Genomic DNA, 16,784 nt, shown 5'->3' on the forward strand with positions numbered 1-16,784 from the left:
AGAGGATGATTCATAATGGTAAAGGTACTTTATAACGGAGATATTCAAGAAGAGGTTTTACAAGGAAAGAAAATCGCAGTAATCGGATATGGCTCTCAAGGTCATGCACATGCCCTTAACTTAAAAGAAAGCGGCTTTGATGTAGTAGTTGGTTTACGTGGAGGAAAATCATGGGATAAAGCAGTCGAAGATGGGTTAGACGTTCGTACTGTTGCAGAAGCAACTGCAGCTGCAGAGGTAGTAATGGTTCTTCTTCCAGATGAAATGCAGCCAAAAGTATATGAAGAAAGCATCAAAGCAAACCTTGAAGCAGGAAATGCTCTAGTTTTCGCTCATGGCTTCAACATTCATTTTAGCCAAATCGTCCCTCCTGCCGATGTTGACGTATTCTTAGTAGCGCCAAAAGGCCCAGGACATTTAGTACGCCGTACTTATACAGAAGGTGCCGGAGTTCCTGCTCTATATGCAGTTTACCAAGACTACACTGGTCAAGCACGCGATGTTGCTCTTGCTTATGCAAAAGGAATCGGTTCTGCTCGTGCGGGAGTATTAGAAACTTCTTTCCAAGAAGAAACAGAAACAGATTTATTCGGAGAACAAGCGGTTCTTTGCGGCGGTACTACTGCCCTAATCAAAGCTGGCTTCGAAACACTAGTAGAAGCAGGTTATCAGCCTGAAGTTGCATACTTCGAGTGTTTACATGAATTGAAATTAATCGTTGACCTTTTATATGAAGGTGGCTTAGAAAACATGCGTTATTCAATCTCTGACACTGCACAATGGGGAGATTTCGTTTCTGGACCACGTGTAGTGAACGAAGATACAAAAGCTCGCATGAAAGAAGTATTAAAAGATATCCAAACTGGTAAATTTGCTCAGGGCTGGATCTTAGAGAATCAAACAAACCGCCCTCAATTCAATGCGATTAATCGTGCTGAAAACAATCACCAAATTGAACAAGTTGGCCGTGAGCTTCGTGCATTAATGCCGTTTATTAAAAACAAACCAGTAAATGCAAAGAAGGAAGTGGTGGTAAATGGTTCACGTTAACATCTTCGATACGACATTACGCGATGGTGAACAGTCCCCTGGTGTGAATTTAAACCAGCTGGAAAAATTGGAAATCGCAAGACAACTTGAACGGTTTGGGGTTGATATTATGGAGGCCGGCTTTCCGGCTTCCTCCCAAGGCGATTTTGAAGCAGTAAGAGCAATCGCCCGGAATATAAAAAATGTATCAGTCACAGGCTTGGCAAGAGCGACGAAATCGGACATTGACATTGCGTGGGATGCGTTAAAAGATGCAGCAGAACCAAGGTTGCATGTATTCCTTGCCACCTCCCCAATCCATATGCAGTATAAATTGATGAAAACACCTGAGGAAGTTACACAAATTGCTATAGACATGGTGTCTTATGCGAAAAAGAACTTCCCGCATATTGAATGGTCAGCGGAAGATGCATCCCGTTCTGATTTAGATTTCCTTGTTCAAATTATTACCAAGGTCATTGATGCCGGTGCTACAGTTATTAATCTTCCTGATACAGTCGGTTATACCACACCGGAAGAATATGGACGCATGTTCCGTTACATCCGAGAAAACGTTCCAAATATTCATAAAGCAGCATTATCTTGCCATTGTCATGATGATTTAGGAATGGCGGTTGCGAATTCATTAGCTGCAATCGAAAACGGTGTAACCCAAGTTGAAGGTACGATCAATGGAATTGGAGAACGTGCTGGGAATGCTTCTTTAGAGGAAGTTGCTGTTGCTTTAAACATTCGCAAAGATAAGTATCCTTATACGACCAATTTAGTATTAAAAGAAATTAAACGCACGAGTGATCTTGTCAGCCGCTTTACAGGTATGATAGTTCCGCCTAATAAAGCCGTGGTTGGAAAGAATGCTTTCGCCCATGAATCGGGAATCCATCAGGATGGCGTCTTAAAAAATACATTAACTTATGAGATTATTACTCCTGAGTTAGTCGGGGTCAAATCTAATGATTTAGTTCTAGGCAAACACTCCGGCCGCCATGCCTTCAAAGATAAAATTGAACAGATGGGCTTTGAACTACCGGATGAAAAATTGATTGAGGCCTTTACTGCTTTTAAACAGTTAACCGACCGTAAAAAAGAAGTAACGGATGAAGATCTTTTTGCTATTTTAACCGATATTCAAACAACCGCTGTTGATATCAAAAAATATGAACTTGTTGCTTTCCAAGTCCATTACGGCTCAGCCAACTTGCCGACAGCGACGGTAGCATTAACCACTCCAGAAGGTATTCGAGTCGAAACAGCCCGTACAGGTTCTGGTAGTGTTGAAGCTTTAATGAACACATTGGAAGCACTAATTAAAGAAGAAATCCATCTTACAGATTTTAGATTAAGTTCGATTGGTCAAGGACGGGACGCACTTGCTGAGGTCCATGTCAAAATGACCGTGAACGGAACCCCTGTAACTGGACGCGGTTCAGCACAAGACGTACTGGAAGCTTCTGCAAAATCATTCTTAAACGCTGTTAATCGTGTATTTTTCAACCAAAATGCAGCTGTAAAAGAAACGGTAGTCTAATAAATCAAAAACAATAAATGAGGAGGTTGCTTCTAATGAAAAAACGTATTGTCTTACTTCCCGGTGATGGCATTGGCAAGGAAGTTATTAACTCAGCAAAAGATGTATTAAATGCAATCGCTGAAGAATACAATCATACTTTTAGCTTTGAAACCCATGAAATCGGAGGAGCAGCCATAGACCTTTACGGCACTCCCCTTCCGGAATCAACCGTTGATGCTTGCAAACAAGCGGATGCGGTATTGCTCGGTGCTGTTGGCGGGCCAAAATGGGATAACAATCCCTCCCATTTACGTCCTGAACGAGGCCTGCTAGGAATCCGCAAGGCACTTGATTTATATGCAAACTTAAGGCCGATTAAAGGATTTAAAAACCTTCTTCATGCCTCTCCTTTAAAGGAAGAAGTAGTATCTGGAAGCGACCTCCTTATCGTACGTGAGTTAACCGGAGGCCTTTATTTCGGAACACCAAGTGAACGTCGTGATAACGGAAACTCCGTTGTAGACACGCTTGTCTATTCCCGTCAAGAGATTGAGAGAATTGTCGATAAAGGTTTTCAGGCAGCCCAGCAAAGGCGTGGTCATCTTACTTCGGTTGATAAAGCAAATGTACTCGAGTCTAGCAAACTATGGCGCGAAATCGTTGAAGAGAAGAAAGCTCAATATCCAGATGTAGCTGTGGAACATGTATTAGTTGATGCTGCCGCTATGAAACTAATCACGAACCCTAGCCAGTTTGATGTCATCGTTACCGAGAATCTATTCGGCGACATCTTAAGTGATGAGGCCTCAGTTATTACCGGATCACTTGGGATGCTCCCTTCTGCCAGCTTAAATGAAAATGGAGTCGGCCTATATGAACCTGTTCACGGCTCCGCTCCTGACATCGCTGGTAAAGGCGTAGCCAATCCAGTTGCGATGATTTTGTCGGCCGCAATGATGCTTAGATACTCATTCCAATTGAATGACGAAGCTAACATCATTGAAGATGCAGTCCAATCGGTATTAGATGCCGGCTTCCACACTGGCGACCTTCAGGTTCATGATGGACGTCTTGTTGGAACAGCAGAAATGACAAAACGGATTGCAGATTACATCAAATCACAAAATGCTTCGAAGTGCATCGCTAGTTGTTATTTTTAAGAAAAGCGGAAGCGCCCGTTTAGCGGCGTATGGACTGGAGCACTTTGACTGAGATAAAGGAAACACGGAGAGCGATAGCGATCCTATGTTGACTTATCGTAGGGAAAAGGGCGAAGTACACTAGCCGCTTGGTGCTGGAGCTAGACAGTTATCTAGGTTCATAGACAATTTTTGTATTCTAAAAAATTTCATTGGGTAAACCGTCTTGGCGGCGGTTTACCCCTAAATTTATCTAAAGAATTAAAATTCATTTACGTGAGGAAGGACGCTATGCAAACACCAAAAAATATTATCCAAAAGATTTGGGAAAAGCATGTAGTACACCAAGAAGACGGAAAACCCGATTTATTATATATCGACCTACACCTTGTTCACGAAGTAACCTCTCCTCAGGCATTCGAGGGTTTACGAATGAATGGTCGTAAAGTTCGCCGCCCTGATCTTACCTTTGCGACGATGGATCATAATGTGCCAACCCGCCAACGCCTTGTCATCAATGATCCTGTTTCAAAGAAACAAATTGATACCTTACAACAAAATTGTCAGGATTTCGGGGTTTCACTTGCTGATATTCATCACCCAGATAACGGAATTGTCCATGTCATCGGCCCTGAACTTGGACTTACGCAGCCTGGAAAAACCATTGTGTGCGGTGATAGTCATACCTCTACACACGGAGCATTTGGTGCGCTCGCTTTTGGAATTGGTACAAGCGAAGTTGAACATGTACTTGCAACCCAAACCCTTTGGCAAGCACCGCCTAAAACCTTAAATGTCAAGGTCAATGGAAAGCTAGGTACGGGTGTTACAGCTAAAGACTTAATTCTTGCCATCATCGGTAAATTCGGTGTCCAATTTGGAACAGGTTATGTGATGGAATACACAGGCGAAGCCATCCGTTCGCTCTCCATGGAAGAACGAATGACAGTTTGTAACATGTCGATTGAAGCGGGTGCAAGAGCTGGTCTTATCACTCCAGATGAAACGACTTTTGAATATTTACGCGGCCGTCGTCATGTACCGCAAGGAGAAGCGTTTGAACAAGCTGTTGCTGAGTGGAAGGCTCTTGCTTCAGATGAAGGGGCAGCCTATGACTTGGTTGTTGAGATTGAAGCAGCCGAAGTTGAGCCACAAGTAACCTGGGGAACAAATCCAGGAATGTGTATTCCGATTACGGCAAATGTTCCAAATCCAGACGAAACCGAGAAACCTAGTGAAAAGGACGAAATCCAGCGTGCGCTTGAGTACATGGGCCTTGAAGCAGGTCAGCCGATCTCCAATGTGAAAATTGACCATGTTTTCATCGGTTCTTGCACGAATTCCCGTTTAAGCGACTTACGAAGTGCAGCAGAAGTAATCCGGGGCAAGAAGGTTAGCCCTTCTGTAACTGCCATCGTTGTTCCTGGTTCATTTAGTGTCAAACTAGCAGCCGAAAAAGAAGGCTTGGATAAGGTCTTTACAGATGCAGGATTTGAGTGGCGTGAAGCCGGCTGCAGTATGTGCCTGGCCATGAACGATGACATTGTTCCACCGGGTGAACGCTGTGCCTCCACTTCAAACCGAAATTTTGAAGGCCGCCAAGGAAACGGAGCCAGAACACATCTTGTCAGCCCTGAAATGGCAGCCGCCGCCGCTATTGCAGGTCACTTCGTAGATGTTCGACATTTTGCTGCTGCACAGGAGGTTAGATAGAATATGGAACCATTAAAAATTCATCAAGGCCTTGTTTATCCATTAAACCGATCGAATATTGATACAGACCAAATTATCCCGAAGCAGTTTTTAAAGCGGATTGAACGCAGTGGTTTCGGACAATTCCTTTTTTATCATTGGCGTTTTGATGATGAAGGAAATCTTCGACCAGATTTCTCATTAAATGAACCGAAATATAAGGACGCTTCAATTTTAGTTGCCGGTGAAAACTTTGGCTGCGGATCTTCACGTGAGCATGCCCCATGGGCAGTTCAAGACTTTGGCTTTAAAATCGTCATCGCCCCAAGTTTTGCCGACATTTTTAAAAACAATTGCGTGAAAAATGGGATACTTCCAATTCAGGCTAGTAATGAACAAGTTCAGTACATGATTAAAAAGGCAGAATCCGAAGAATATCAATTAACTGTCGACCTTGAAAATCAGGTGGTTTATGATAATGAAGGTTTCAAGGTTTCTTTCGAAATTGCTCCATACCCTAAAGCCATGCTGCTAAATGGCTGGGATGAGATTGGTGTTACTTTAACCTATGCGGATAAAATTGAGCAATATGAACTTGCTCGTAAATAAACATCAAAAATGAGCCTGGAATCCCAGGCTCATTTATTATTGGTTGTCATAGCTCGTTTAAAATATTTCTATTCTCAGATTCTTCGTTAAAGGTCAATACCTCTTCAACCGGCTCGTATGATTCACCGTAAAAATGATGATCTTTATAAGTGTGAATCATATCATATGTTTTTCTCATGGATTCAAAAATCATTTCTTCTGATTCTTCATTAGGCGCCCAGTAGAGGATTTCCATCCTATTAACCTCGTTTGTCGCTAATGATTTTCTCTCATAGCCGATAGAAGCGGCATGCTCAAATTTTTCACGTTTATAAAAGTGAAGCCGTTTTTCGGTATCGCTATCTTCATAGTTGACTGGTTCTACTTCAAGGATGATAGGCTTTCCTTTTCGTTTTAACTTTTCTAAAAGTTTATGGCCAAGTCCCTCGCCACGTGCATTTTTTGAAACAAATAGATAATCAATAAACACAAAATTGTCTAATTCCGCATACATCAAAACATGATTTGGTCCCTCATCTTTATGATAGATGTTTGAACGTTCTTTCAGTAAGGTTTCCATGTGAGCCCTTGATTTCATTTCTTCCACAGGAAAATACTGATTCAACTTTTCATACCAATGCATGGAAATACTCCTTTATGTGCTACTTAGTTTTTTCATTAAAACTCAGGTAATTGATCAAGATTATTTTCTTTGATACCGTCTGGTTCACTGCGGATAATGTCTCGTCCATATTTATGGAATACATCCACATGAGCAATCATTCCAGCTTTTGCTTCATTTAATGCAGTAATATAATCTAACTCCCGGCCCGTGCTTGTTTTAAACGCGATAATGTCTCCATCATCGTTTTTCCTAACCGATACGAACTCCTCTTTTCCATCAGGATTACTCTGCCCTGCTTCCAGCTGAGCTTGCTGCTGGCTGGCCTGCTTGTACTCATCATAAATTCTTTCAAAATCTTTCTGTTCCAAATCTTCCACCTCCGAACATTTGTTAGTATTTTTCTTTTTAAATAAATTATCCTTGCTTAATGGACAAAAAAGGACCAAATACCTTGGCCCTTTAGAAAATGCTTTATAATTGTTAAAATGCTCTTTAATCAGCTGTTCAGAATTTAAACTTTTGAGGAAACTGTTTGATGATTCCCTCCGATAAGACATCCGCAATTTTCATAAGGTGGATTTCCCCTTCATCAAACGCACGGACATCTCCGTTCCAATCCTTTTTAAGTCTTGCTGTGACACTATCTGTAACCATTTTTAAATGCGCATGCAGCAACTGCCTCAACGTATTCTTATCCCAATTTGGATTGGCACCGCTAAGGAACGTGGCCATATCATCTGCATTTTTGAACCAAGCCATATTATATTTTTTCAAATCTGCCTGGTTATTGGCTTTGGCAGCTTCGAGGACCTTTCCGGCAAGCAGAATATGTTCTCGTAACATTTTGGCAAGCTTATTACCTGCCGCTTCCCCATAAAAAGGCTTAATCGCATTCCCAATTTCGTCCTGATTTCTCAAAAGTCTTGTAAGGATCACTTGCTTGTCAGGAAGATTTGCTTCAGTGCTAACAATATAACGACTCGTCCAAATCAAATGCTCCATCCAAAGTCTTCTTAAGTTAAACTTAAACTGGTGGGCAGATTCACTCATGGTCTGTTGCTGATTCGGCGGTGGCGGCGGGGCGGCCTGAACACTAATTGCAGGTAAAATTAAGACCATAGATAAGAGCAATACGGTAAATTTCTTGGTTAATTTTTTCAAATGGGAAATCTCCTTTTTTGTTAAGTTTTTTCAAAAGGATTTTTCCCCAAAAATGAAATTTTATTTATCTCCAATAAATGTCATAATAAGTTTAATAAGATTGTCCTTTGGAGGGAAATAATTGCCTTATTTAGAAAAGAACCATGACCCAAGAAGGAACGCCGCAATCCTTGCCGAATTTACCAGCCAATTTGATTTAACAAAGGTAATTCAAGAAGCCGAGCAATATTTTAATCCAACCCGATTGCGTGAAACCTCTCATCGTGGAAAGAATGTAAAGCATTCTACAGGATCTCTTTCGCAAAAACTAGCTGGAATATTTTTTCGCCTTTTATCCACCAAGTCAACTACTGTTTCTCGAGGAAAGGTTATAGTAGATAAGGCTGAAGGCGTTATACCCGATTGGAAAGATCTGTTGGACAATGAGTTCGTTCATCTAGAAAATAATATAAAGAAAGTAGTTAATGTAGTGGATTATGGGGCTGTTGGCGATGGAAAAACGGATAACACCCTTGCATTTAAAAAAGCGATTGGCAACGGAAACGTGAAGGTCATTGTACCGGCTGGCGTCTTTATCACAAAGGGAATCCAACTCCCTTCCTTTACTCTGCTAGTCGGGGCAGGCAAAGGTGTGACGACCATTAAACTTCATGATACAGCCAAAAAAGGCACAAGGCTGATTACAAACGCTGATCATTGGAAGGGTAATCACCATCTTTTCGTTGGGGCACTTAGTTTGGACTGGAATGTGGAAAGGCTTGGCAATGTGGCTAAAACAAGCGCTTGGGGGAACCACTCAAGCTGTTTAACGTATGCAAATGTTACCTATGGCTGGGTTAGGGACATTGAAGCGATGAATCCAGGCCTGCATTGCTTTGATATTTCATCGACTTTGTACAATTATGCTGGCGACGGTTTTCGAGCCCGCGGCGGAAGCAAGTATGTCTGGCTCGATAACTTAAACGGCTATGGCTTCGGTGATGATGGTATCACCACTCATCATAGTGAGTATATTTTCATCTCACGCTGCCACATGTGTGATCCGAGCGGCCGGGCCCACAAAAAGGGTTTTTCCAACTCCAACGGGATTGAAGTCGATGATGGTTCGAGAAATGTCGTATTAGTTAATAATTCTTCATCTAGATGTTTTGGCGGTGTAGAAATTAAAGCTCACGAAAATTCGTCTGCAGCTTCCAATGTCCATATTGTCGGACATATTTCCGTCAATGATAATCGCTCGTTTAATTTCCGGCATATTGGACATCACAAAAGTTCTGATGCTGAATCAAAAACGGCCTATAATATTTGTGCAGCGAATCTCGTAGCGATCGCGCCAATTTTTACTGAGTTATATAAAGGCTCAACACCGCGTGGGATGGTGATCTCCGCTTATAAAAATGTCGTGATTAACCATTTTACTTTGATTGGTGATCCAACTTATGACTACAAAGGCCACCCAGTTATTGCTGTGCAGTATCGGGCCAGAAATATCCTATTAAAGCATATTAAGGTCAAGAATTTTAAACATGCCGGAAGCGATATTAAAGTATTCGGTGGTGAAAATCGTGCGGATTCTATCCAAATTTGTAATGTGGCGAGCCAAGATTCTGCACCTAAAGTAATTGAGATTGGACCAGGTATCGAAGATGTTACAATTGAAAATCCAAAAAGCGTCCACAACTATTTGTGACGCTTTTCTCCTTTTTCAATCGTCATTTCATCGACCAGTTTTTCGGCTGCCTTGCGATATAAATTACTCATATGAACAAGGGAAGAAATCATTAAAACTTGCTCAAGATCCTGCGATTTTCCTTGATTGGCCTCTATTATTTCTTTTTCAACTTCCTTTCCCCTTTCCTCAATGTCTACTTTGAAATCATCAACATTTTTGCGGGTTAAATTCAGATAACTGATATAAAAAGAATCAAGTTCAATTTCCTCATTGATAATTTTTTGATTGATTCCAGCAAGGGTTGCTTTAATATCATTGATTGATAGTGCCCCTTTTAGTTGGTATATCAAACTCATCAAAATGAGATGTTCTTTTGAATATTTCTTATTATGGATTGGAAAAATGAGTTTTCCTTTCGCGTAGTTGTTGATCATCGTTTTGGTAAGGATCTTGTCGTCTGCATTTCGCTTTGTCCCCGAGAATTTATTTTCAAATAACTGGATTACCTGATCCATATATAAATCGATCTGTGGTATTTCCTCTAAGGTTAAACTTGCTTCTAGGCCGAGCTGTTCAATAATTTGATTGAAATTCTTCAATTTAAAAACCCCGTTCATTTGCTTTATATTTTTTATTATACCTAAACGAATATACATTGACTAGATGAGAGTATATAAGTATTATTATAAGTAGTTATTGAAACTACATGTTGTAACAGGAGGCATTACAAATGAACAATTACATTCGCGAACCTATTAATGGACTGACTCATTTAGCGGGTGCCATATTAGCCTTTGCCGGGCTCCTTGCGATGGTTATTAAAGCGGCTGCAACTACCAGTTCACCGACTGCCATTACTGCGGTCATTATTTTCGGCGTTAGTATGATTCTGCTTTACTCGGCATCAGCCACTTATCACATGGTAATTGCGCGCGATAAAGTCATAGCCTTTTTACGCCGGCTCGATCATTCGATGATTTTCATTTTAATTGCTGGTACGTATACTCCTTTTTGTTTTATTAGCCTGAACGGAAAAATAGGGGCAATTCTATTTTCTATTATTGCAGGTATTGCCATAAGCGGGGTTGTTTTTAAAATGGTCTGGTTTAATTGCCCGCGCTGGATTTCTACCTCTTTGTATTTAGCGATGGGCTGGATGATTGTGTTTGTATTCTCGCCGCTTATGGGAAGCTTAAACCCCAATGGTTTATTTTTGCTCATCCTCGGGGGAATTTTTTATACCATTGGCGGAGTGATCTACGGTGCGAAACCTAAATTCTTGGAGTCAAAATACATGGGCTTCCATGAAATTTTTCATATTTTCATTTTGCTTGGAAGTCTATCACACTTTTTAAGCGTGTTCCTATACGTTATTTAAATATTTGAGACTTCAAAACGCCCTCGACGGATGGCGTTTTTTGTTTTTGAAATAAACTTTTTAAATGTGGCACAAAATAACTTTAATAATGCACCACACACAGATAGAGGTGTTCTTAGTTGGTAAGATTAATTTTTCAAATAGTTGTGATTGGACTTTGTTCAATACTTTTTGGATTTGCCTTTAACACGTTTCTTATTCCCCATAAACTGACCTCAGGCGGCGTGACAGGCATCGCTTTTTTTATTCACCATTTTTTAAATATCAATACTGGCTGGATTATTTTGCTTATCAATATCCCGCTATTTTTCTTAGGATTAAAATACTTAGGAAAAAAGTTTATTTTGCTAACAGGCTTTGCAGTTTTTGTTTTATCATTCAGTATGAAGTTCATACCTATTCATGCTATTAGCAATGATATTCTTCTTTCCTGCATTATTGGGGGAGCACTTTATGGAATAGCCGTTGGTCTGATTATTCGGATTGGGGGTTCAACTGGTGGTACGGATATTGTTAGTCTTACGCTTGCGAAGAAAAAGAACTTGCAGGTGGGCTTTTTAAATATTTGTATGAACCTTTTAGTCGTGGGGATTTCTGGATTGATTTTTGGATGGGGTATCACACTTTATACGATTATTGCTATTTATGTGTCAGGCCGGGCAGTTGATATGGTTTACACCAATCAAAATAAATTAACGGTAACGATTGTGACGGATAAATATGAAGAATTGACGGATGCACTCATCCAATTGCATGCCCGTGGCGTGACGGTAACGGACGCAGAAGGAGCGTACACCCACAAGCCAAAGAAGGTGCTGACCACAGTGATTACAAAATACGAATTAAATGAGACTAAACATGCGATTAGAAAGGTGGATGCGAAGGCGTTCGTAAATATCATGCAAACGATGGAAGTAATGGGGCGTTTTCGGAGGGATTGATGGGGTGGGATGGGATGATGCCCTTTTAGGTAATTTTTTGGTTGCAGGGATAATCTCCTTGTTATGGTTACTGTTGGGATGTTTTTTAACCTTTTTCGGGCATCATTGGGGGCCTTTGGGTACGGCGACTCGTTTTTTTAACCTTCTCGGGCATCATTGGGGGCCTTTGGTTACCGTTAACTCGTTTTTTTTACCTTCTCGGGCATCATTCGAGGCCATTGGTTACCGTTGACTCGTTTTTTTACCTTCTCGGGCATCATTGGGGCCTTTGGGTACCGACGACTCGTTTTTTTTACCTTCTCGGGCATCATTCGAGGCCATTGGTTACCGTTGACTCGTTTTTTTAACCTTCTCGGGCATCATTGGGGGCCTTTGGGTACCGTTAACTCGTTTTTTTTACCTTCTCAGGCATCATACCTGGCCCTTGGCTACTGCTGAGCCAATTTTCTAACCTCGACAGCATCAGAAAATCGAGTCCCTTTCTCTTTCTTCAATCCCCCTCAGCTAATCTTCCAAGTTCCTCCATTAATACTCTAGCGTGATTATAGACCGGGTCCTTCGCTCCATATAGGAGCGTGACTGGGCCTCGGGCTGCCATTTCAAAGATTTGCCGGATATATTCCTGCTTTTGTCCATCTGTGCGAAGTTCCTCAAGGTATCTGTTTCGGAATTCTTCAAAAAGCTCAGGCTTATGACAAAACCATTTCCGTAACTCGTTGCTTGGAGCCAAATCTTTAAACCAATTCGACAGCTTTGCCGTATCTTTAGAAATCCCCCTCGGCCAAAGTCGGTCAATCAAAATCCTAAATCCATCCATTTCCTCAACAGGCTCATAGACCCTTTTCATCAAGATCTTATCCATACTTCACCTCCAATTAGTGTAAGGCACCCATAAACCAAATGTACGCTTCGTATGGACAAACTTCGTAGTTTGTCCACGAATGGTGTCAGGCACCAATATTAATACACCATTATCAAACCACCAATATTAATCTTCGTCCTTTACGTCGATGCTTTCTGGGATGGGTTCGTTTAGGATTTCTTCGATTAGTTGTTTGTATTTTTCCATTTGTTTTAGGTGGGTGTTGAATTGTTCTTTGTAGATCAGGTATCCTTCCCCATCAAAGAGGGCGCGGATTTTCTTTTGCTGAATGAGGCTTTTGACGGTTGCCTCTGGAACTGATAAATATTCTGCCGTCTCTTTTATTGTAAGGTACAATTTGATTACTCCTCTTTTAGAAAATTGATTTGGTTAACTACCCTTCCGGCTCTTCCCTTTGTTGTTTCCGCTTGTGATAAAGAATTAAGAATGGCTTCCTCTGTTGCTTCCGCCGCGGCAGTAAAAAGCTGATTCATGATAGGATGGTCTTCACGAAGTTGGCTGCGAGTTTCAATCCTCTCCTCAGAATAGTGAGCCATTTTGTGCGCCGTCGAAAAAGCAATGAGAATATCACCGCTGCCATGACTAAAATGACTGCCAGTTCGACCAAGGCCAATGCCGCAGCGTTTCGCTAACCGCTGTAATTGCCGGTCACTTAACGGGGCATCGGTGGCCAGAACGATGATAATCGAACCATCGGATGTCTCTGACAAGCCTTCCACCTCTGAATAACGAAACGCTCGTAATTCTTCCTTTTTCCCAAAATTGCTAAGAACTAAACATCCGACCGTATAGTCTTCAACGATTCGGGAGGACGAGCCTATCCCGCCTTTATAACCAAAGCAAACCATGCCTTTTCCTGCTCCAACCGCCCCTTCTACAGCCTGATGGTCTGATGCATTCTTAATTGCTTCAACTGCATGCTCTGGTTTTACAGGAAATAGACGAATTGAATTCAAATAACTATCATTACATTCCCCAACGACTACATTAATCGTGCCAGTCGTTTCGCCAATTTCCTGGTTCTCATCGAGCATGTATTGCAGCACTCCCTGTGTGACAGCTGGAACCGCGAAGGTATTTGTTAACATAATCGGCGATTCAAGCACACCTAATTCATTTAACTGCACAAGACCCGTTGTTTTTCCAAATCCGTTAATCACATACCTCGCCGCAATTACTTTTTCTTTAAACAAATTGCCTTTATGAGGAAGAATCGCTGTTACTCCTGTACAGGCATACTCCTCTCCTGACTCATCAAGCGGATAGTCCAGTGTGACATGGCCAACCAACACATCTGCCACATCGGTTAGACAGTTTTTCCTTCCCGTTGGCAGGTTTCCGACAATGATACCTTTTTCTCTAATCTTCATCGAAGAATCCCTGGCCGATGGTCGAGAAAGTTTTGATAAGCAAAGCCGCGAACAACATCTTCACTGTAGTATTTTAATAATTCATTAATAAGATTCTGGCTTTTCGAGGCATCCTCTAGGCTTGTAATAAAAGTTGAAATCCCATCAAAATCCGAGCCGAATCCGATTTGATTGACACCGCCCAATGAGCAAAAATGATCAATATGTCTCACAAGGTCTGAAATTGTTACTTCACCTGATTCCTTAACAAAAGGGGGATAAAAAACAACATGAATCAAGCCGCCCTTGGCAAACATCGCCTTCGCCTGTTCATCTGTTAAATTGCGCAAATGGTTGCAAAGTGCTCGTGCATTCGAGTGGCTTGCTATCGGATACTTGGCTAATTCAATGACTTCCCAAATGCCCATGTCACTCAAATGAGAAACATCAGTCAGGATTTGATGCTCATTATTAAACTCGACAATCTCTTTTCCGAGCACTGTCAGCCCCGCGCCGCGCGGTTCTCCGGCTCCATCTGCAGCGAGATTTGCTTGGTTCCATGTTAAACCAACCGACCGAACCCCGAGTTGATAAAGAATATGGAGTTTCGCTAAATCGTTGCCAATCGGATCTACACCTTCAAGCGTTAACATCGCGCCAATTTGACCAATTTTCAAGCGATCAAAATCAGACCATTCTTTGATATGGACCATGTCCGGATTTTTCCCGAGTACTTCCTTGTAAAAATAATCAATTTGCTCGAGAGCCACTTGAAATTTCTGATCACCCTTGATTTCAGGTTCAATAAATATCGCGAAGCATTGAACTTTGATTTGTCCTTGCTGTAATCGTGTTTTATTTGTATGTAATTCCGGAGCATCCGCGAACCGTAGTTTCCCTTGCGTTTCTTGAAGTTTCATCAGGGCATCACAATGCAGGTCAATGATATTCATTCAGCATACACTCCTTTTTATTAGGCTGTGTTAAACTGGTCTGTTGATTTCCGTTCCAGGCACTTTGCTTTCCGCGGGCGTGCCGGGGAGCCTCCTCGTCGCTTTGCTCCTGCGGGGTCTCCCCTGCCCCGTACTCCCGCAGGAGTCTTCGTGCCTTCCTCTCCAATCAACAGAGTGTCAATATCAACATAACCTTTAACACAGCCATTTATTAAAAATTTTATCACAACAAAAGGGGCTAGGTTGGTAAAAACCTAGCCCGACAAAAATTTAATATATTAGTTAGTTTGATTCTGCCATCTTTTTAATGCTAGGCAGTTTTTTTCCTCTCCTACAATTATGGACCAAAATGAAAAAAACTCACCGACTGGCGAGCCTGAAACAAATTTTAATATTTTCTTAGAAACACGGCCTCCTTCTCCATCAATTGATTGCGAATGCATTCATGACAAAAAGAGAGGATTTTTTCTATCTCCTGCGTTGTATTTGCCAGGACCCTGAGGGCAAACCCTGGCACAGCCAGCATCGTGAGGCCAATTCGCGCTTCTAAAACCGATTCAAAATAGTTATGGAGTTCTTCTAAAAAAAGCTGGTTTACCCGATCATCAATAACAATCATCGACCCAAAATGGGTATATCCCTCCATCAAACCAATCCCCTTGATATCCCTATCTGGTTGAAGTTTTACATGATCAAATACTATTAATCTCTCATCTCGGTATACTTCCATTTTGGCTTGCAATAAACCATATTGAAATAATGTGCCATCTGGGGCCCAGCCTGGAGTAAATATTTCTGAACAAATAAGAGAGGACCCGCTCTCCATTCGAACTACAGTCCGTTGTTTATAGCATCCATACTGGTAAGCGATAACGGGATCGGGCAGATATTCAAAAACACTGCCTCTTTTTAAATGGATCGTCATCTCTTGAACAGCCGGCTGGACTTGAGTTTTATAGATTTTGGTGGATGACTGCGTCGTGATAATCGCATGGGCTTCTTCTTCCAAACAAATATTAATTTTATAGGAGTCCCCCTCCACATAACCGCCGCCAGGATTCATAATATAAAAACAGGCTTCACCGCTATTTGTTAGGTAAACGGGTCTAGTAATTTTAAAAGCACCCTCAGTATAGGAATCTTTTAAAATTGTTTTCTTCCCCTTTCGCGAAGCGGTTAGTCGCAAGTATCCTGTCCAGTTTTCCACCTACCCTAACCCTACCAGTAATGCATTTGATTTGAGCCAATCAATAACCGCGTTCACTCCGACATCCTCTTTTAAGTTCGTAAAAATATAGGGTTTCTTGCCTCTGGCCGCCTTTGTATCTGCTTCCATGACTTCCAGGCTTGCTCCAACATATGGGGCTAAATCAATCTTGTTGATAATAAACAGGTCCGATTTAATCATCCCTTGACCGCCTTTACGTGGAATTTTTTCCCCTTGGGCGACATCGATAATATAAATAGAAAAGTCCACAAGTTCAGGACTAAAGGTAGCAGCTAAGTTATCGCCGCCGCTCTCGACAAAAATCAGCGCGAGGTCCGGATGTTTCTCTTTTAATTCATCGATCGCAGCAAAATTCATGGATGCATCTTCCCGAATCGCTGTATGGGGGCATCCTCCGGTCTCCACACCAATAATTCGTTCCTCTGGGAGCACACTGTTTTTAATTAAAAACTGTGCATCTTCCTTTGTGTAGATGTCATTGGTTACAACTGCCATTTTATATTCTTGATGGAGGTGCCTCGTTAATCGCTCTACTAGCAGCGTCTTCCCTGCTCCAACTGGTCCACCCACACCTATACGAATTGGTTCCATCGTCTCTCCTTCTTTCATGGTTAT

Annotated in this window: 19 protein-coding genes; 8 read left to right on the plus strand and 11 right to left on the minus strand. The window is 41.7% G+C overall.

From position 1 onward, the window contains the following. The first annotated feature begins 15 nt into the window (after nucleotides 1-15). From ilvC to leuD, 5 genes are all read left to right on the plus strand, one after another. Nucleotides 16-1,050: a ketol-acid reductoisomerase gene (gene ilvC, locus M3610_RS11750; protein ID WP_098575785.1), complete on the plus strand. Its 1,035-nt coding sequence runs from the start codon at nucleotides 16-18 to the stop codon at nucleotides 1,048-1,050. Next, on the plus strand, nucleotides 1,037-2,578 hold the full coding sequence (locus M3610_RS11755) for a 2-isopropylmalate synthase (protein ID WP_098575786.1): 1,542 nt from the start codon (nucleotides 1,037-1,039) through the stop codon (nucleotides 2,576-2,578). The genes ilvC and M3610_RS11755 overlap by 14 nt, the downstream gene beginning before the upstream one ends. Nucleotides 2,579-2,613: 35 nt before the next feature. Continuing rightward, nucleotides 2,614-3,720, plus strand: coding sequence for a 3-isopropylmalate dehydrogenase (gene leuB / locus M3610_RS11760; protein ID WP_098575787.1), 1,107 nt, complete (start codon nucleotides 2,614-2,616; stop codon nucleotides 3,718-3,720). A 270-nt stretch (nucleotides 3,721-3,990) separates the two neighbouring features. Continuing rightward, complete coding sequence (gene leuC / locus M3610_RS11765; protein ID WP_251459340.1) at nucleotides 3,991-5,412, plus strand: 3-isopropylmalate dehydratase large subunit; 1,422 nt, start codon at nucleotides 3,991-3,993, stop codon at nucleotides 5,410-5,412. A 3-nt stretch (nucleotides 5,413-5,415) separates the two neighbouring features. Continuing rightward, on the plus strand, nucleotides 5,416-6,000 hold the full coding sequence (leuD, locus tag M3610_RS11770) for a 3-isopropylmalate dehydratase small subunit (RefSeq protein WP_098575789.1): 585 nt from the start codon (nucleotides 5,416-5,418) through the stop codon (nucleotides 5,998-6,000). Nucleotides 6,001-6,046: 46 nt separating this feature from the next. Here the strand turns inward: leuD and M3610_RS11775 are convergent, their stop codons facing one another. The 3 genes from M3610_RS11775 to M3610_RS11785 form a co-directional block, all read right to left on the minus strand. Then, nucleotides 6,047-6,622, minus strand: coding sequence for a GNAT family N-acetyltransferase (locus M3610_RS11775; protein ID WP_098575790.1), 576 nt, complete (start codon nucleotides 6,620-6,622; stop codon nucleotides 6,047-6,049). A 35-nt stretch (nucleotides 6,623-6,657) separates the two neighbouring features. Beyond that, nucleotides 6,658-6,972, minus strand: a complete 315-nt coding sequence (locus M3610_RS11780; protein ID WP_098575791.1) for a DUF3892 domain-containing protein — start codon at nucleotides 6,970-6,972, stop codon at nucleotides 6,658-6,660. Nucleotides 6,973-7,108: 136 nt separating this feature from the next. Continuing rightward, on the minus strand, nucleotides 7,109-7,765 hold the full coding sequence (locus M3610_RS11785) for a glycosyltransferase (RefSeq protein WP_251459342.1): 657 nt from the start codon (nucleotides 7,763-7,765) through the stop codon (nucleotides 7,109-7,111). A gap of 121 nt (nucleotides 7,766-7,886) precedes the next feature. Between M3610_RS11785 and M3610_RS11790 the strand changes: the two genes are divergently transcribed. Next, entirely contained in the window at nucleotides 7,887-9,455 is a 1,569-nt protein-coding gene (locus M3610_RS11790; protein ID WP_098575793.1) for a glycosyl hydrolase family 28-related protein, read from the plus strand. Here M3610_RS11790 and M3610_RS11795 read toward each other — a convergent pair. Further along, on the minus strand, nucleotides 9,446-10,036 hold the full coding sequence (locus M3610_RS11795) for a DUF1836 domain-containing protein (RefSeq protein WP_251459344.1): 591 nt from the start codon (nucleotides 10,034-10,036) through the stop codon (nucleotides 9,446-9,448). The two genes, M3610_RS11790 and M3610_RS11795, sit on opposite strands and share 10 nt — an antisense overlap. 131 nt (nucleotides 10,037-10,167) lie before the next feature. Between M3610_RS11795 and trhA the strand changes: the two genes are divergently transcribed. Further along, a complete protein-coding gene (trhA, locus tag M3610_RS11800; protein ID WP_098575795.1) occupies nucleotides 10,168-10,815 on the plus strand; it encodes a PAQR family membrane homeostasis protein TrhA in 648 nt (215 codons plus the stop codon). 119 nt (nucleotides 10,816-10,934) lie between these two features. Beyond that, entirely contained in the window at nucleotides 10,935-11,756 is an 822-nt protein-coding gene (locus tag M3610_RS11805) for a YitT family protein (protein WP_251459346.1), read from the plus strand. A gap of 490 nt (nucleotides 11,757-12,246) precedes the next feature. Here the strand turns inward: M3610_RS11805 and M3610_RS11810 are convergent, their stop codons facing one another. The 7 genes from M3610_RS11810 to ureG form a co-directional block, all read right to left on the minus strand. Further along, complete coding sequence (locus tag M3610_RS11810) at nucleotides 12,247-12,618, minus strand: DUF488 domain-containing protein (protein WP_098575797.1); 372 nt, start codon at nucleotides 12,616-12,618, stop codon at nucleotides 12,247-12,249. A gap of 126 nt (nucleotides 12,619-12,744) precedes the next feature. Then, on the minus strand, nucleotides 12,745-12,975 hold the full coding sequence (locus M3610_RS11815) for an excisionase family DNA-binding protein (RefSeq protein ID WP_098575798.1): 231 nt from the start codon (nucleotides 12,973-12,975) through the stop codon (nucleotides 12,745-12,747). Nucleotides 12,976-12,980: 5 nt separating this feature from the next. Next, nucleotides 12,981-14,009, minus strand: a complete 1,029-nt coding sequence (locus M3610_RS11820) for a DmpA family aminopeptidase (protein WP_098575799.1) — start codon at nucleotides 14,007-14,009, stop codon at nucleotides 12,981-12,983. Beyond that, the gene (locus tag M3610_RS11825) at nucleotides 14,006-14,941 is read right to left on the minus strand and encodes a dipeptidase (RefSeq protein ID WP_098575800.1); all 936 of its coding nucleotides are present in this window, start codon (nucleotides 14,939-14,941) and stop codon (nucleotides 14,006-14,008) included. The genes M3610_RS11820 and M3610_RS11825 overlap by 4 nt, the downstream gene beginning before the upstream one ends. A gap of 20 nt (nucleotides 14,942-14,961) precedes the next feature. After that, nucleotides 14,962-15,168 (minus strand): hypothetical protein, encoded by a 207-nt coding sequence (locus tag M3610_RS11830; RefSeq protein WP_251459348.1) that lies wholly within the window; start codon nucleotides 15,166-15,168, stop codon nucleotides 14,962-14,964. Between the two features lie 161 nt (nucleotides 15,169-15,329). Then, on the minus strand, nucleotides 15,330-16,148 hold the full coding sequence (locus M3610_RS11835; protein WP_098575801.1) for an urease accessory protein UreD: 819 nt from the start codon (nucleotides 16,146-16,148) through the stop codon (nucleotides 15,330-15,332). Next, nucleotides 16,149-16,760 carry an urease accessory protein UreG gene (ureG, locus tag M3610_RS11840; protein WP_251459350.1) on the minus strand — a complete coding sequence of 204 codons (612 nt, stop codon included), beginning with the start codon at nucleotides 16,758-16,760 and terminating at the stop codon, nucleotides 16,149-16,151. Nucleotides 16,761-16,784: the final 24 nt, after the last annotated feature.

The sequence above is a fragment of the Neobacillus sp. MER 74 genome, assembly GCF_023714155.1.

Bases quoted from the DNA above. Each gene is read 5' to 3' on its own strand.
- M3610_RS11775 (WP_098575790.1), bottom strand. From the start codon at position 6,622: ATGCATTGGTATGAAAAGTTGAATCAGTATTTTCCTGTGGAAGAAATG.
- M3610_RS11755 (WP_098575786.1), top strand. From the start codon at position 1,037: ATGGTTCACGTTAACATCTTCGATACGACATTACGCGATGGTGAACAG.
- ilvC (WP_098575785.1), top strand. From the start codon at position 16: ATGGTAAAGGTACTTTATAACGGAGATATTCAAGAAGAGGTTTTACAA.
- M3610_RS11810 (WP_098575797.1), bottom strand. From the start codon at position 12,618: ATGGATAAGATCTTGATGAAAAGGGTCTATGAGCCTGTTGAGGAAATG.
- leuD (WP_098575789.1), top strand. From the start codon at position 5,416: ATGGAACCATTAAAAATTCATCAAGGCCTTGTTTATCCATTAAACCGA.
- M3610_RS11825 (WP_098575800.1), bottom strand. From the start codon at position 14,941: ATGAATATCATTGACCTGCATTGTGATGCCCTGATGAAACTTCAAGAA.
- leuB (WP_098575787.1), top strand. From the start codon at position 2,614: ATGAAAAAACGTATTGTCTTACTTCCCGGTGATGGCATTGGCAAGGAA.
- trhA (WP_098575795.1), top strand. From the start codon at position 10,168: ATGAACAATTACATTCGCGAACCTATTAATGGACTGACTCATTTAGCG.
- ureG (WP_251459350.1), bottom strand. From the start codon at position 16,760: ATGGAACCAATTCGTATAGGTGTGGGTGGACCAGTTGGAGCAGGGAAG.
- leuC (WP_251459340.1), top strand. From the start codon at position 3,991: ATGCAAACACCAAAAAATATTATCCAAAAGATTTGGGAAAAGCATGTA.
- M3610_RS11820 (WP_098575799.1), bottom strand. From the start codon at position 14,009: ATGAAGATTAGAGAAAAAGGTATCATTGTCGGAAACCTGCCAACGGGA.